Raw genomic sequence first — 13,846 nt, forward strand, 5'->3', positions numbered from 1 at the left:
CCTGAGGCGTTGTCGGGGACAACGCCCATGACCCAGCATAACAAAAATTTTTGCGCCGCTTTTTTAAAAGCGGCTACTTTCTTCTTATGCCTCCGCCTTTGGCAAACGTATCACGAACCGCGCGCCGCGCACCGCGCCATCTTCGTCACGGCGGTTTTCCGCGGCGATGCGCCCCTGATGCGCTTCGACGATCTGCCGCGAAATTGACAGGCCGAGGCCGGAGTGGCTGCCGAACTGTTCGTTCTGCGGCCGCTCGGAATAGAAACGGTCGAAGACCCCGTCCAGCTTGCCGTCGGGAATGCCGGGGCCCTCATCCTCCACCGCCAGCTCCACCATGCCGCCGGTTTCGCGCCCGCGCAGCCAGATGGTGCCGTTCGCGGGGCTGAAGGAGATGGCGTTGCCGATCAGGTTGCGCAGCACCTGTACCAGGCGCGGCTCGGCGCCGCGCACCAGCAGCCCGCTCGGGGGCGCGTCGAGCACCACGTGAGGGCTATCTTCCTTGCGCGTGGCGTCGTGGATTTCCGCCAGCGTCGCCAGGATACGGGCCATATCCACCAATTCCGGGGCGGCGCGGGAGAGTTCGGAGTCCAGGCGCGAAGAGTCTGAAATATCGGTGATCAGCCGGTCCAGCCGCGCCACGTCCTGGGTGATGATGGCGAGCAGCTTTGAGGCGCGCGCGGGATCTTCCACACGGGCCAGCGTCTCGATCGCCGAGCGGATCGAGGAGAGCGGGTTCTTGATTTCATGGCTGACATCGGCGGCGAACTGCTCGATCGCGTCCATCCGCGCCCAGAGCGCTGTCGCTGAGCCTTCCAGCGCTCGGGCCAAGGTGCCGATTTCGTCGTTGCGGTCGCTGATCCATTCCGGCGGTGCCTCGGTGCGCGCCCTGCCCTCGCGCATCAGCGTCGCGGCGTGGGCCAGGCGCAGGATCGGCCGGGCGATGGTGCGGGCGAGATAGAGCGAGACGATGACGGTGAGCGCCAGGGCCAGCGCGAACAGGCCGAGAATGGAAATCCGGATCGCCAGCACCGCGCGGTCGACATCGCCCGCCTCGCGCGTCAGCAGCACGGTGCCGACATTCTGCTGCGCGTGCTGGATCGGCTCGGCCACGGTGATCAGCAGCTGGTGCTGCGCGTCGCGCCGCACGAAGGGGGTGGCTTCCTGGCCGGGCGCGGTCTGGGTGAGCTGCAGAGCCTCGCGCGCATCCGGCTGCCAGCCCAGCGTATCCGGGTTTTCGCCGGCACCTGGAGAACTCAAAATTTCGCCATCCGCCTCGCCGGTCAGCGAGCCGGCCAGGTGGTCGTACAGATAGCTGACCACCCGGTTGAACAGGCCGGGCGGCGGCGGGGCTGCGAGCGGCGTGGTGACGATCGCGCCATTGGTGCCGGGATGCACCCGGGAGTTGGCGATGAGCGTGCCGTCCGGTCCGTAGATCAGCGCCAGGGCGTTGGGCGTCGGCTCGGTCAGCTGGAACAGCAGCGGCTGGGCGAGGTCCGGGTTGAGCGCAGCCTGGCCGCCGGCATTGTTCTGCACCGCGCTCTGCGACAGCGCGCCGGCATAGATCCGCGCCTGTTCGCGCAAGGCCGTCACCTCGGCGGCGAGCAGCCCCTGCTGGTACTGGTCGAGATAGAACAACGCCGCGAAAATCAGCGCCACGGGGAGCAGATTCACCAGCAGGATGTCGCGCAACAGGCGCGAGACGCGCAGCCGCTTAGCCATGCGATGTTCCGGCAAGCGGGACGATCACGCTTCCTTGTACCGGTAGCCGATGCCGTAGAGGGTTTCGATCTGGTCGAATTCCTCGTCCTGGTTGCGGAATTTCTTGCGCAGCCGCTTCACATGGCTGTCGATCGTGCGGTCATCCACATAGACGTTGTCACCGTAGGCGGCATCGATCAGCTGGTCGCGGGACTTCACCAGGCCGGGGCGGGCGGCCAGCGCCTTTACCAGCAGGAACTCGGTCACGGTCAGCTGGATGTCCTGGCCCTTCCACAGGCATTGATGCTTGGTCTCGTCCAGGGTCAGCTGGCCGCGGGTGATCACGGTGGCCGGCGTCGCACCTGAACCCTCGGCCTTGGAGGTCTCGTTGCGGCGCAGCAGCGCGCGGATACGCTCGATCAGCAGACGCTGGCTGAACGGTTTTGTGATGTAGTCGTCGGCGCCGAGGCGCAGACCCATCAGCTCGTCGAGCTCGTCATCCTTGCTGGTGAGGAAGATCACCGGCATGGCCGTGCGCGCGCGCAGTTTTTGCAGCAGCTCCATCCCGTCCATGCGCGGCATCTTGATGTCCAGCACGGCAAGATCGGCCGGCTTGGCGAGCAGCGCCTGCAGCGCGGATTCGCCGTCGGTGAAGGTCCGCACCTCGAACCCTTCCTGCTCCAGGGTCATTTGCACGGAGGTCACGATGTTGCGGTCGTCATCCACCAAGGCGATCGTGTGTTTCATCGGCTGCAGCTCATATTTTCGAGGGATGGCATTGGGAAGGTGTATCTGCATTGAAGACAGTTGTGCAGTGAGGGAGTGACCGGATTATGGCAGCAAATCAAGAGCGCAATTTTATCAGGGAGGCGGCGGCGCTTTTGCAAGCCGCGCGCAGCGGCACGTTGGCGACCATCGAGGCCGGGCGGCCGCACGCGGCGCTGGTCACCCCGGCGCTGGGGCCGGATGGTTTTGTGCTCCTCCTGCTCTCGGAACTCTCCGCCCACACCAAGCATTTGCGCGCCGATCCGCGCTGCGCCTTGCTCGTCACCGGCGTCGCGGCGGATGCAAACCCGCAGACCACGCCGCGTCTCACATTGCGCGGCACCGCCCATCCTACCCAGGATGTAGCGGCCCGAGCGGCGTATCTGCGCATTCATCCTTACGCAGAACTGTACGCGGGATTTGGAGATTTTTATTTTTGGATGCTCAAACCTGACGAGGTGTACTACGTAGGCGGGTTTGCCGCCGCCGCGCCGTTGCAAATCGCTGCACTGCACCACGAAATTTATACAATTCTACATAATCGTAATGATTGATGCGGGCTGCACCTCTGCTAAGAAAAGAGACCCTAGAAAACGCAAAAACTCCGAGGAATGACTGTGAACCACGTGACCGATCTCTCACCCCTCCGCGATTCTGTTCCCTTGGCCGGCACCGGCGTCCGCGTCGCTGCGGCGCTGCATGCGAATCTTACCGCGCCCGCCTTGGTCGCCCACGCCTTGCGCAAGGGCGAAGGAAGGCTCTCCGCCGAGGGCGCGCTGATCGTGCGCACCGGCGTGCATACCGGCCGCTCGGTCGCCGACAAATTCGTGGTCGATGAGCCCGCGACGACCGGGGATGTGTGGTGGGGCAAGGTCAACCAGAAACTGCCGGAACAGAAATTTTTAGGTCTGAAATCCCGCGTCCAGGCCTATCTGCAAGGACGCGAGCTGTTCACCCAGGACCTGTATGCCGGGGCCGATCCCGCTCACCGCGTGCGCGTGCGCCTGGTGACCACCGGCGCCTGGCACGCTCTGTTCGCGCGCAACATGTTCATCCGCCCGCCCGTTGCCGAGTTGCCCGGGTTCGTGCCGGATTACGTGATCCTGCATGCTCCGGATTTCGAGGCCGACCCGGTGATCGACGGCGTGCGCTCCTCCACCGCCATCGCTTTGTCCTTCGCGGAAAAAATGATCGTCATCGCCGGCACCGAATATGCCGGCGAGATCAAGAAATCGATCTTCACGGTCATGAACTGGATCTTGCCGCCGCGCGGGGTTTTGCCGATGCATTGTTCCGCCAATATCGGCCGTGACGGCGATACCGCCTTGTTCTTCGGCCTGTCCGGCACCGGCAAGACCACCCTCTCCTCCGACCCGTCGCGCCGCCTGATCGGCGATGACGAGCATGGCTGGAGCGCCGATGGCGTCTTCAATTTCGAGGGCGGTTGCTACGCCAAGGTCGTCAATCTCAGCCAGGAGAACGAGCCGGAAATCTGGGCCGCCTCGCATCGCTTTGGCGCCGTGTTGGAAAACGTGGTCGCCGACCCCCAAGGTCATCTTGACCTCACCGACACCACCTTCACCGAGAACACCCGCTCCTGCTATCCCGTCGAGTTCATCCCGCATGTCGCGCTCTCCGGCCGCGCCGCCACGCCCAGGCACGTGGTGATGCTGACCGCGGATGCGTTCGGCGTGCTGCCGCCGCTCGCCCGGCTGAGCCCGGCACAGGCGATGTACCACTTCCTCTCCGGCTACACGGCGCGCGTCGCCGGCACCGAGAAAGGCCTTGGCGCCGAACCGCAGGCGACCTTCTCCACCTGTTTCGGCGCCCCCTTCCTGCCGCGCCACCCGGATGTCTACGGCAGGCTGCTGCAGGCACTGATCAAGGAACACGGCACCTCATGCTGGCTGGTGAATACCGGCTGGACCGGCGGCGCCTACGGCACCGGTAGGCGCATGTCGATCGCCCATACCCGCGCGCTGCTCCGCGCCGTTCTGGCAGGCAAGCTCGATCACGCCAGCTTCCGCACCGACCCGTCCTTCGGACTGGAAATCCCCCAACATGTCGACGGCGTGCCGGACGAGGTGCTCGACCCCCGCGCCGCCTGGTCCGACAAAGCCGCTTACGACCAAGCCGCCGCCGCGCTGGTGAAACGCTTCGCTGACAATTTCGCGACGTTCGAAGATCTGGTGGACGATGAAATCAAGGCCGGGGCGATCTGCACGGCAGCTTGAGGCAAAGGAAGCAGCCGCTTTTTGAAAAAAGCGGCGCAAAAACTTTTATTTATGCTGGGCCATAGGCTGTGTCGGAGACAACGCCCATAGCCCAGCATAGCAAAGTTTTTTTGCTACTTTTTGTTCACAAAAAGTAGCCTTCCCTTTTTTCCTTATTCCGACTTCAGATGCGCGATCAGCCGTTCGATTGCCGTGGCTTTGTCGATTTTCTCAAGTGCTGCGTATTCCGCGGCGAGGCGGTCCAGGGCGGATTCGTAGATCTGGCGTTCCGAGAAGCTCTGGTCCGGCTGGCCGGCGTTGCGGTGCAGGTCGCGGACGACTTCGGCGATGGCGGCCGGGTCGCCGGAGTTGATTTTCGCCTCATATTCCTGGGCGCGGCGCGACCACATGGTGCGTTTGATGCGTGCCCTGCCCTTCAGCACGGCGAGCACGTCGTCGAACTGCTTGCGCGAGGCGAGCTTGCGCAGGCCGGCAGTGCGGGCCTTGGTGGTCGGCACGCGCAGGGTCATGCGGTTTTCGTCGAAGGTGATGTGGATCAGTTCGAGCGTGTGGCCGGCGATTTCCTCGGTGGCGATGCGTTCGACCTTGCCGACGCCGTGGGTCGGATAGACCACGTAGTCGCCATCGACGAAGATTTCGGCTTTGGCCATGGCGCGGGGCGGCGCCATTGGGCGCATCGGGCCGGCGGGCACGCCGCCATGGCTGATGGGGGCCGGCGCGGGGGCGGCCTTGGGTTCTTCGGGCGCGGCTTCCGGGCCCTTGGCTGGTTTGGTGCTTTTCACGGCTGGCTTTTCGGTGGTTTTGGCTTTGGGGGTGGCGGTCATGTCTTCCGCCGCATCGTCGAGTTTGACGGGTTTCTTTGCCGTCATGGTCTTCTGCTTCTCGCTCATACCCACTCCGCTACAATCGCAAACCGGGCGCGACCCATGCCGCGCCCGGTTCTGATTGCAATACTATAGCAGAGTTTTGGCCTCCCGTCACGGGCGGCCGGGAATGGGCCTTACGGCGTGCCGGGATTGGGCGAGAGCAGCGCCTCTTTGCCGGGCTTGTCTTTCCATTCGTCGGCGTCGGCCGGTGCGGTGCCCTTGCGGGTGATGTTCGGCCAGGACTTGGCGAAGTCGCGGTTGCGCTCGGCCCAGGCGGTGGCGCGGTCGTCGCTGTCCGGCAGGATCGCTTCGGCCGGGCATTCGGGCTCGCACACGCCGCAATCGATGCACTCATCCGGGTGGATGACGAGCATGTTCTCGCCGACATAGAAGCAGTCGACCGGGCAGACCTCGACGCAGTCCATATATTTGCGCTTGATGCAGTTTTCGGTGACCACATAGGTCATCAGGCACTCTCCATAACGTGTCGTCGCGCGTCCGCGTTGCGCGTCAAAAATTATGCGGCGTGGTATGCGCGAGGCGTGGCGTTAACGCAAGCGACGACTTATTGATGTCAAAATCATCCGGCTCTAGCCCGAGACGATTTCCTTATACAGTGCCTGTGCCTGGGGCGCACTCTCGCGGCGTTTGGCCAAAGCGAGAATTTCGATCACCACCACGCCGTGGGGCAGCGGCACGGTCAGGATGTCGCCGGGCCGGAGGCGTGCGTGCGGCTTTTCCGTCGGCTGGCGGTTGATGCGCAGGTGACCGCGGGCGATGAGCGCCGCGGCCACCGCCCGGGTTTTGCAGAATCTCGCGTAGAACAGGAATTTGTCCAGCCGTTGCCAGCCGGTATCCTCTTCGTCCATCAGCCGCCTATCTTATCTTACCACCCGCCGCAGTGCCGCCAGCGCCGCGAAGGGGCTGTCCTCCGATATTTCGACCGGTTTTTCCACGGGCTTCGGCGCTGCCGGCCTGGCCGGACGTGCCGAGGTTTTGGCGCCCGGCGCCGGCCGGGCAGCCGGCGCGTCGGGCCGCGGCTCCATGCGGCGCCGGCCCAGCATCGGCGGGGCCGGCGGCCCGTAATATTTTTCGCCCAGCGTCGCCGCCTGGATCACGCGGAAGCCCAGAATGTGCAGGACTGACGAGAGCTGGTCGGGCTTCAGCCCCATGCGTGAGCCGAGATTGGGCGGCAGCAGCACCGGGTGCTTGCGCACCAGATAGTGCATCTCGCGCACCAGCTTTTCCGCCACGTCCAGCCGCACCATCACCGGCCCGGCCGGCAGCCAGCCCATGCTGAGGGCAAAATCCGCGCCCCAGTTGCCGGGCATCGGCGCCGAGACCAGGCCTGGGGCGGGCAGCTCCGGCGGGTTGCGGTCGCGCCATACGCCCCAGAGCAGCGCGCGCAGCCAGGCCGCGCCGGGCTTCAGCACCGCCGGCATGTAGAGCGCGAAGCGCCCGGCATCGAGCCCGGCTTTTTTCAGCAAAGGGCGCAACTCGTGAGCCACCGGCTCGGCCGGCATCACACCAGACTCCTCGCCGAGGCGGAACATGATCCCGCGCAGTTCCGGCGCGGGGTCCTCCATGGCGGTGAGCAGCGGGCCGAGCCGCTTGGTCATCTCGGCTGCCAGATAGGCGCTGAGCCGCGCGCGCAGGCTCTCGCGGGCCAGGCCGTCGAGAAACTCGGAATGGACGATCTCGACCGCCGGCTTCAGCAGGCTCGGACCCTTGCGCAGCCTGGCGATCTTCGCACCTTCCCACACGATGTGGCGGTCCTCGGTGAGGCTGAACGCGTCGTCGGCCGCGGTCTCGGCGCGGACGATGCGGCGCGGCATTTCCTGCCCCAGCGCCCGCCGCGCGGCGCGCAGCACCAGTTTCTTCTCCGCGCCTTGGGTGGCCGGGTCGGGATGGAATATGAATCCCTCGACATGGCCGACCTCGTGGCCTTCCACCAACACCATGCCGCGGGTGGAAACCACCGCCTGCAGCTCTTCCGCCTCAGAATCTTCAAGCCGTCTCGTCAAATGTGCTGCCCTCTTATCCACAAACCGCGCCATCAGCTTCACGTGCAGCGTGTCGGAGATCCTGTCCTCCACCTCGCGTGCACGCCTAGCCCACGGCGTCGCGTCCCGCATCCAGTCCGCCCTGGCCGTTATATAAGCCCAAACACGAACATCCGTCAGCCGCTGCATCAAGGTATCAATGTCGCCTTCGATCTTGTCCAGAGACTCGATCTCCGTGCGCACCCAGGCCTCCGGCAGACCGTCGCTCGTACGCAGGTGTCCGAACACCCGGCCGCAGAGTTTCACATGCGCATCCGTCGCCAGTTTCCTGAAATCCGGGATCTGGCAGGCCTCCCAGAGCAGCCGCGTCGCCGCCCTGCCCTGCGCCGCCTTCGCGATGTCGGCATCGTTGTGCAGCGCCGCCAGGGTCAGCAAGTCGGTCGCGTCCTGGCCGCGCACCAGGCCGGGCTTGGTCGGCGGCGCCATCAGGCTGTCCAGCAGCGTGTTCACCGAGGAGAAATCCAGCGCCGAATTGCGCCAGCATAATTGCTCCAGCGGCTCGAACGCGTGCGTTTCCACCGCGGTGACCAGCTCTTCGCCCAGCGGCGGACAGTCGGCGGTGACGCCGAACGTGCCGTCGCGCATGCCGCGCCCTGCCCGCCCGGCGATCTGCGCGATCTCGGCCGCCAGCAGCATCCGCGGCCGATGCCCGTCGAATTTCGTCAGGCCGGCGAAGCCGACATGGTCGACATCCATGTTCAAGCCCATGCCGATGGCATCCGTCGCCACCAGGAAATCGACTTCCTTCTCCTGGTACAGCGCCACCTGGGCATTGCGCGTGCGCGGGCTCAGGCGGCCCATCACCACCGCGCAGCCGCCCCGCCGGCGGCGCACCGCCTCGGCGATCGCGTAAACCTCCGCCGCCGAGAACGCCACCACGGCCGAGCGCGGCGGCAGCCGCGAGAGTTTCACCGGCCCCGCATAGGTCAGCTCGGAGAGCCGGGGGCGCGTCTCGATCTCGGCATCCGGGATCAATTTTTTTAAGAGTTTGCGGATGGTCTCGGCGCCCAGGAACATGGTCTCCACCATGCCGCGCGCATGCAACAGACGGTCGGTGAACACATGCCCGCGGTCCGGATCGGCACAAAGCTGGATCTCGTCCACCGCCAAGAACTCGACCTGACGGTCCAGCGGCATCGCTTCCACAGTGCAGGAAAACCATTTGGCGCCGGGCGGGACGATCTTCTCCTCGCCGGTGATCAGCGCGACATTGCGAATGCCCTTGCGCGCCACCATCCGGTCATAGTTCTCCCGCGCCAGCAGCCGCAACGGGAACCCGATGATGCCGGACGAATGACCCAGAAGACGCTCAATCGCCAAATGCGTCTTGCCGGTGTTGGTGGGGCCAAGCACGGCCTTCACCCGGGGAGTAAAGCCGGACATGGCGCAGATGTTATGTCGTTTGGTCCGGTTTGCAAACCGGGGTGGTGAGGGGGGTAAGGGTAGGGTAGGGGCTTCGCCCCTACAGACCCCATGAGGGGCTCCCCCTCCAGGGCCTTTCCAGCGACGCTTTGCATCGCCGGAACCTTGGGCCCCTTCGCCCCTCAACCCCGCCGGGGCCGGGAGGCCCCAGACCCCGGGAGATACGGCCAAACAAATTGCTACCCAGCCATCACGTTAGAAACTCTAAATATTCGTTAGAGTAGTGTCTTTTTCGGATTAATGTGCGCTCGCCGGGCCATGGGCGTTGTCGCTGACATAGCCCCTGGCCCAGCATAACCAAAAGTTTTTGCGCCGCTTTTTTCAAAAAGCGGCTGCTTTCCTCTAAAACTTACGCCGCGACCGCTTCCGCGGCGCAGAAAACGCCGGCCAGCAGGACTGCTTCCAGCAGCAGGGCGGCGCCGAGGCCGAGATGGTTGGAGATCAGCCCGATCAGCGCCGGCCCGGCCAGGAAGCCGGCGTAGCCGACGCCGACCACGGCCGGCACGGTGTGATGCGCTTGGCTCCCTTTGATGCGTGCCGCGGCGCTGAAAATCAGCGGCGCGAGATTGCCGGTGCCGAACCCGACCATGCCGAAACCGATGATCCCGGCGAGGCTGGAGGGTACCAGCACGGCCACCAGCAGGCCGGTGATGGCGGTGGCGCAGCCGAGCCGCGCCAGTGCGGCGGTGCCGAGCAGCATCGCCACCCGGTCGCCGAGCAGGCGCGCGCCGGCGGTGGCGAGCGCAAAGGCGGCGTAGCCGAAGGTCGCGCTGGCAAGGGGCATGCCGCGCGAAAAATGCAGGAAAATCGCGCTCCAGTCGGTGGTCGCTCCTTCGGTGAGAAAGGTGGCGAAGCAGCACAGGCCGAGCACCAGGCTGGCGCGGTTCGGCAGTGCGAAGGCCGGGCCAGTGGGTGCGTCCGCGGTGTTCGGGATCAGTTTTGTCGCCTGGGTGAGGGCGCCCAGCACCAGCAGTGTGTCGAGTGTGGCGCAGGTGGCGTAGGACAGGCCGGCGCGGAGCAGAAAGCTCGTCAGCACCGTGATGCCGAGGCTGCCCAGGCTGTAGCAGCCATGGAAGCCGGACATTTGCAGCCGGCCGCTGAGCCGCTCGATCGTAGCACCTTGCGCGTTCATGGCGATGTCCAGCGCGCCAAACAGCGCGCCGTAGAGCAGCAGCAGCGCGGTGAAGCTGGCCGGCGTCGGCGCCAGGCTCAGGGCCGGGAGCAGGGCGCCGTACACCAGCCCGGAGGCGAGGATGACCGCCCGGCTGCCCCAGCGCGCCACCGCCATGCCGGCGAAGGGCATACAGATGATCCCGCCGCTGCCGCCGGCCAGCAGTATCAGCCCGAGTGTGCCGTCATCGAGGTGAAAGCGGAGTTTTGTGTAGGGCACGGTTACCGCCCAGACCGAGAGCCCAACCCCGGCCATGCCGAACACGAGGCGCATGGTCCGCAATTTCGCGGCCAGTTCCGCCTGCTGCATCATGGTTTGGTCCGCTCTCTTCTGATCGATCTACCTGAAGCGGGCGCCTATCGCGGGCGGCGCCGGGTGGTCAAGGCGGACGACAAAAAAAGGCGCCGCAAGCGGCGCCGGGGAGAGGTGAAGTGGCCGCTTTTTGAAAAAAGCGGCGCAAAAACTTTTATTATGCTGGGGCATGGGCGTTGTCGGCGACAAGCCCATGCCCCAGCATAATAAAGTTTTTTTGCTTCTTTTTGTTCACAAAAAGAAGCCTTTCCCTTCTTTGGCCAAAGCAGGTTCCATCGCTCTAGATTCGGCGGCGGCCCGCCACCGCATGGTAGATGACCAGCACGACCACCGCGCCGACCACTGCGACGAACAGGCTGTAGAGATTGAATCCCGTAATCGGCACCGCTCCCAGCGCACTGAAGATCGCCCCGCCGACAAGGGCGCCGACGATACCGAGCACCATATCCATCAGAGGCCCGCGGCCGCCATTGTCGACAATGTTGCTACCGATCCAGCCGGCGATGAGTCCAAGCACAATCCACCCAATAATCGACATTTCCTGCCTCCACAGTGCATCACTGACTTACTGGAAAGACATGGCGGCGGCGCGGGCGCACACAAGCCGCGCCGAGATTCATTAACGAAACAGCAATGATTATTTTAGGCCGCGCACCACGCTGGAGGCTACTTTCAGCCGGTGCGCCTCGAGGCCTTGCCAGATCACGAGCACCGGCACGGCGATGACAAAGTCCCGCGCGCGGCGCATCAGCGAGAGCGACAGCGCGATGTCCGGCGGCACGCCGAAAATGCCGCCGAGCAAGGTATAGGCCGCCTCCTGGACGCCAACCCGGCCGGGGATGAAGAAAGCCAGCGCCATGATCGCGTGCAGCATCGCCTCGATGCAGACCGCATCCGCGTAGGTGATGTCCACGCCGAGCGCATGGAAGCCGATATAAGAGGCGGTGGCGGTGCCGAACCAGCAGATGAGGTGGAGGAAGGCCGCCCAGGCGAGCCGGTCGCGCTCGCCATACATGACGTTCAGCGCCTCCTGCAGCTTGGCGATGTTGGTCGCTGCCCCTTCGCCGGCGGCGCCGGCGATCCTGGTCGCGAGGCCCCGGAACAATTTGGCGCCGCTGCCGCGCTGCGCCAGGATCAGCCCGACCCCCATGAGCACCGCGAGGCAGAGGCCGATGGTGACCGGCATCAGCAACGCGCTGCCCGGCGCGAGGTGCGAGAGGATCGACAGGCCGACCCCGATGAACACCAGCTGGGCGAGAAATTCCGTGGTGATGTCGCCGAGGGTGGAAGCGGTGGCGTCGGCGGCGTTGACCCCGCTCAGCGTGATCACCCGCGCCCCCAGCACATAACCGCCGACCTGGCTGAAGGGCAGGAACTCGCCGGTGGCGTCGCGCACCAGCCGTCCCCAGGTGCACAGCCAGAAGCTGCCCCGCATGCGGCTGCGCAGCAGCATTCGCCAGCACAGGCCGAGCCCCAGCGTGATGACCAGCTGGGCGACGATGTAGGAGATGAAGCCGGAGGCACGCACGGAGGTGAGCACGCGCAGCACGTCGGCCGCACCAAAATAGATGACCAGCGCGGTCACCACGGCGACGCCGGCCAACGCGAAGAGGGCCGGCAGCAGGCGGAGTTTTTGTTTCAAGGCTTCTTCTTCGGTCGGATGAACAGGCGGGCGATGCGCGTCAAACGCGGCATGGTGGTGGGCCGCAACAGGCGTCGATCATAGCCGGCCATGCGCTTTTTGTCTTCCTCCAGGCAGATGTCCATCAGCACCGCCGGGTCCATTTCGTCACTCAGCGCCTTGGAGCCGTTCATGGTGAAATTGGCGTCGGCACCTTCCAGTCCGTCGACGCTGCGGGCGATGCCGATGCGCTCCCAGATCAGGAACGCCCAGACTGCAGCGGTCTTCACCGCGAAATAGGGGCGGCGCCAGAGCGGCATGTTCGCCTTGTGCCAGGCGATCCAGTTGGTGAAAAACAGGATGTGCCGGCCTTCCTCCTGCACCACCGGCTCGAAGGTTTCGACCAGGTCGGTGGGGAAATAGCCGGAGCGGCGCGCCATCTCGAACAGGCCGTATGCGAAGAAGCTGTCGATGCACTCGGAATAGCCGGTGACCATGAAGCCCCATTCGGCATCTTTCGGCAGCTCGTAGGTTTCTTCCGGCTGCATCGGGATGTCGTAGGCCGCGACCAGGCGGGACAACACGTCGCGGTGCCGCGATTCCTCGCCCGCCATGTGCAGCAGTGCCTGGCGCAGCGCCGCACTCGGCACGGTTTGCGCGTAATTCTCGATGCGCATCGAGGCTTTGATCTCGGTCTGCACTGCGATGTCCCAGATCGGCAGCGAGGTGATGCGCTGGAGCGTGTCGGGGTCGAGTTGCGGCCAGTTCAACACGGACGGCTTGTACGGGTTGTAGGTGGCCTTCAGCAGCTGAGTCAGCATCTTGAAATGGTCATCGGCGCCGATCTTGATCTTGCCTGGCACCGGGTAGTCCCAGTGGCGCGCATTGTAGTCGGCGGTTGCGACGGCTGACTCGCTCATCATCTTTCCTCAGGTTGCACCAAGAGCCGCAATGCGTTCTACAGCAGCATGGCTGGCACCGGTATATGGCGCTGGATGCGCGGCTTGTGAACCATGGGGTGGGGCTTGGGGCAAGGAGATCTGACGTTGGTGACGGGGGCGACCGGGTTCGTCGGCGCCGCGGTCGCGCGTGCGCTGGCGGCTGCCGGGCACCGTCTGCGCCTGACCGTCCGGAGCGGCAGTGATCGCCGCAATGTGAAGGATCTTACCGCCGAGTTGGTGGAACTTGACCTCGCGGCGCCGGCTGGTTTCGCAAACGCGCTGGCTGGCTGCCGCTATCTGTTCCATGTCGCCGCCGATTACCGGCTTTGGGTACCGGATGAGGCGGCGATGCGTCGCGTCAACATCGACGGCACGGTCGCGCTGCTGCGCCAAGCCGCCGCCGCCGGGGTGGAACGCAGCGTCTACACGAGTTCGGTCGCGGCCTTGGGGCTAGCCGCGGATGGCAGCCCGGCCGACGAGACCACCAAAATCAAGCCCGAGCACCATGCCGGCGCGTACAAGGCATCGAAATACGAGGCCGAGCAGGTGGTGCGGGCGCTGGCGGCAGCGGGCCAGAACATCGTGATCGTCAACCCTGCCGCCCCGGTCGGCCCTGGCGATGTGAAGCCGACCCCGACCGGGCAGATGATCCTCGATGCCGCGCGCGGCAAAATGCCGGCCTATGTCGAGACCGGGCTGAACGTGGTGCATGTGGACGATGTCGCCGCGGGGCATCGGTTGGCGCTGGAGAAA

General features: G+C 65.0%; 13 protein-coding genes. 3 read left to right on the plus strand and 10 right to left on the minus strand.

The window, feature by feature from the left end:
- Positions 1 to 84: 84 nt before the first annotated feature.
- Both VGG47_RS01210 and VGG47_RS01215 read right to left on the minus strand, forming a co-directional pair.
- Complete coding sequence (locus VGG47_RS01210; RefSeq protein ID WP_331535036.1) at positions 85 to 1,719, minus strand: stimulus-sensing domain-containing protein; 1,635 nt, start codon at positions 1,717 to 1,719, stop codon at positions 85 to 87.
- 24 nt (positions 1,720 to 1,743) lie between these two features.
- The gene (locus tag VGG47_RS01215) at positions 1,744 to 2,445 is read right to left on the minus strand and encodes a response regulator transcription factor (protein WP_331535037.1); all 702 of its coding nucleotides are present in this window, start codon (positions 2,443 to 2,445) and stop codon (positions 1,744 to 1,746) included.
- Positions 2,446 to 2,531: 86 nt separating this feature from the next.
- Between VGG47_RS01215 and VGG47_RS01220 the strand changes: the two genes are divergently transcribed.
- Positions 2,532 to 3,017: a HugZ family protein gene (locus tag VGG47_RS01220; protein ID WP_331535038.1), complete on the plus strand. Its 486-nt coding sequence runs from the start codon at positions 2,532 to 2,534 to the stop codon at positions 3,015 to 3,017.
- A 57-nt stretch (positions 3,018 to 3,074) separates the two neighbouring features.
- Positions 3,075 to 4,697 carry a phosphoenolpyruvate carboxykinase (ATP) gene (pckA, locus tag VGG47_RS01225; RefSeq protein WP_408841268.1) on the plus strand — a complete coding sequence of 541 codons (1,623 nt, stop codon included), beginning with the start codon at positions 3,075 to 3,077 and terminating at the stop codon, positions 4,695 to 4,697.
- A 152-nt stretch (positions 4,698 to 4,849) separates the two neighbouring features.
- Here pckA and VGG47_RS01230 read toward each other — a convergent pair whose 3' ends face one another.
- From VGG47_RS01230 to VGG47_RS01265, 8 genes are all read right to left on the minus strand, one after another.
- The gene (locus tag VGG47_RS01230) at positions 4,850 to 5,587 is read right to left on the minus strand and encodes a CarD family transcriptional regulator (protein ID WP_331535039.1); all 738 of its coding nucleotides are present in this window, start codon (positions 5,585 to 5,587) and stop codon (positions 4,850 to 4,852) included.
- A 110-nt stretch (positions 5,588 to 5,697) separates the two neighbouring features.
- Entirely contained in the window at positions 5,698 to 6,030 is a 333-nt protein-coding gene (gene fdxA, locus VGG47_RS01235; protein ID WP_331535040.1) for a ferredoxin FdxA, read from the minus strand.
- A 123-nt stretch (positions 6,031 to 6,153) separates the two neighbouring features.
- Positions 6,154 to 6,432 carry an RNA-binding S4 domain-containing protein gene (locus VGG47_RS01240; RefSeq protein WP_331535042.1) on the minus strand — a complete coding sequence of 93 codons (279 nt, stop codon included), beginning with the start codon at positions 6,430 to 6,432 and terminating at the stop codon, positions 6,154 to 6,156.
- Between the two features lie 12 nt (positions 6,433 to 6,444).
- Positions 6,445 to 9,009: a helicase-related protein gene (locus tag VGG47_RS01245; protein ID WP_331535043.1), complete on the minus strand. Its 2,565-nt coding sequence runs from the start codon at positions 9,007 to 9,009 to the stop codon at positions 6,445 to 6,447.
- A gap of 388 nt (positions 9,010 to 9,397) precedes the next feature.
- Positions 9,398 to 10,531: an MFS transporter gene (locus VGG47_RS01250; protein ID WP_331535044.1), complete on the minus strand. Its 1,134-nt coding sequence runs from the start codon at positions 10,529 to 10,531 to the stop codon at positions 9,398 to 9,400.
- A 280-nt stretch (positions 10,532 to 10,811) separates the two neighbouring features.
- Entirely contained in the window at positions 10,812 to 11,069 is a 258-nt protein-coding gene (locus VGG47_RS01255) for a GlsB/YeaQ/YmgE family stress response membrane protein (RefSeq protein WP_331535045.1), read from the minus strand.
- 99 nt (positions 11,070 to 11,168) lie between these two features.
- Positions 11,169 to 12,173, minus strand: coding sequence for a lysylphosphatidylglycerol synthase domain-containing protein (locus tag VGG47_RS01260; RefSeq protein WP_331535046.1), 1,005 nt, complete (start codon positions 12,171 to 12,173; stop codon positions 11,169 to 11,171).
- Positions 12,170 to 13,075 (minus strand): ferritin-like domain-containing protein, encoded by a 906-nt coding sequence (locus VGG47_RS01265; protein WP_331535047.1) that lies wholly within the window; start codon positions 13,073 to 13,075, stop codon positions 12,170 to 12,172. Before VGG47_RS01265 ends, VGG47_RS01260 begins: the two co-directional genes overlap by 4 nt.
- Before the next feature lie 102 nt (positions 13,076 to 13,177).
- Here VGG47_RS01265 and VGG47_RS01270 point away from each other — a divergent pair.
- Positions 13,178 to 13,846: NAD-dependent epimerase/dehydratase family protein (locus tag VGG47_RS01270; RefSeq protein WP_331535048.1), on the plus strand; the 669-nt coding region annotated here is incomplete at its 3' end.

It is taken from the genome of Acidocella sp. (assembly GCF_036489515.1).
GTDB lineage: Bacteria > Pseudomonadota > Alphaproteobacteria > Acetobacterales > Acetobacteraceae > Acidocella.

Excerpts from the sequence above, each read along its gene's own strand:
- VGG47_RS01210 (WP_331535036.1), bottom strand. The coding sequence starts at position 1,719 with ATGGCTAAGCGGCTGCGCGTCTCGCGCCTGTTGCGCGACATCCTGCTG.
- VGG47_RS01215 (WP_331535037.1), bottom strand. The coding sequence starts at position 2,445 with ATGAAACACACGATCGCCTTGGTGGATGACGACCGCAACATCGTGACC.
- VGG47_RS01220 (WP_331535038.1), top strand. The coding sequence starts at position 2,532 with ATGGCAGCAAATCAAGAGCGCAATTTTATCAGGGAGGCGGCGGCGCTT.
- pckA (WP_408841268.1), top strand. The coding sequence starts at position 3,075 with ATGACTGTGAACCACGTGACCGATCTCTCACCCCTCCGCGATTCTGTT.
- VGG47_RS01230 (WP_331535039.1), bottom strand. The coding sequence starts at position 5,587 with ATGAGCGAGAAGCAGAAGACCATGACGGCAAAGAAACCCGTCAAACTC.
- fdxA (WP_331535040.1), bottom strand. The coding sequence starts at position 6,030 with ATGACCTATGTGGTCACCGAAAACTGCATCAAGCGCAAATATATGGAC.
- VGG47_RS01240 (WP_331535042.1), bottom strand. The coding sequence starts at position 6,432 with ATGGACGAAGAGGATACCGGCTGGCAACGGCTGGACAAATTCCTGTTC.
- VGG47_RS01245 (WP_331535043.1), bottom strand. The coding sequence starts at position 9,009 with ATGTCCGGCTTTACTCCCCGGGTGAAGGCCGTGCTTGGCCCCACCAAC.
- VGG47_RS01250 (WP_331535044.1), bottom strand. The coding sequence starts at position 10,531 with ATGATGCAGCAGGCGGAACTGGCCGCGAAATTGCGGACCATGCGCCTC.
- VGG47_RS01255 (WP_331535045.1), bottom strand. The coding sequence starts at position 11,069 with ATGTCGATTATTGGGTGGATTGTGCTTGGACTCATCGCCGGCTGGATC.
- VGG47_RS01265 (WP_331535047.1), bottom strand. The coding sequence starts at position 13,075 with ATGATGAGCGAGTCAGCCGTCGCAACCGCCGACTACAATGCGCGCCAC.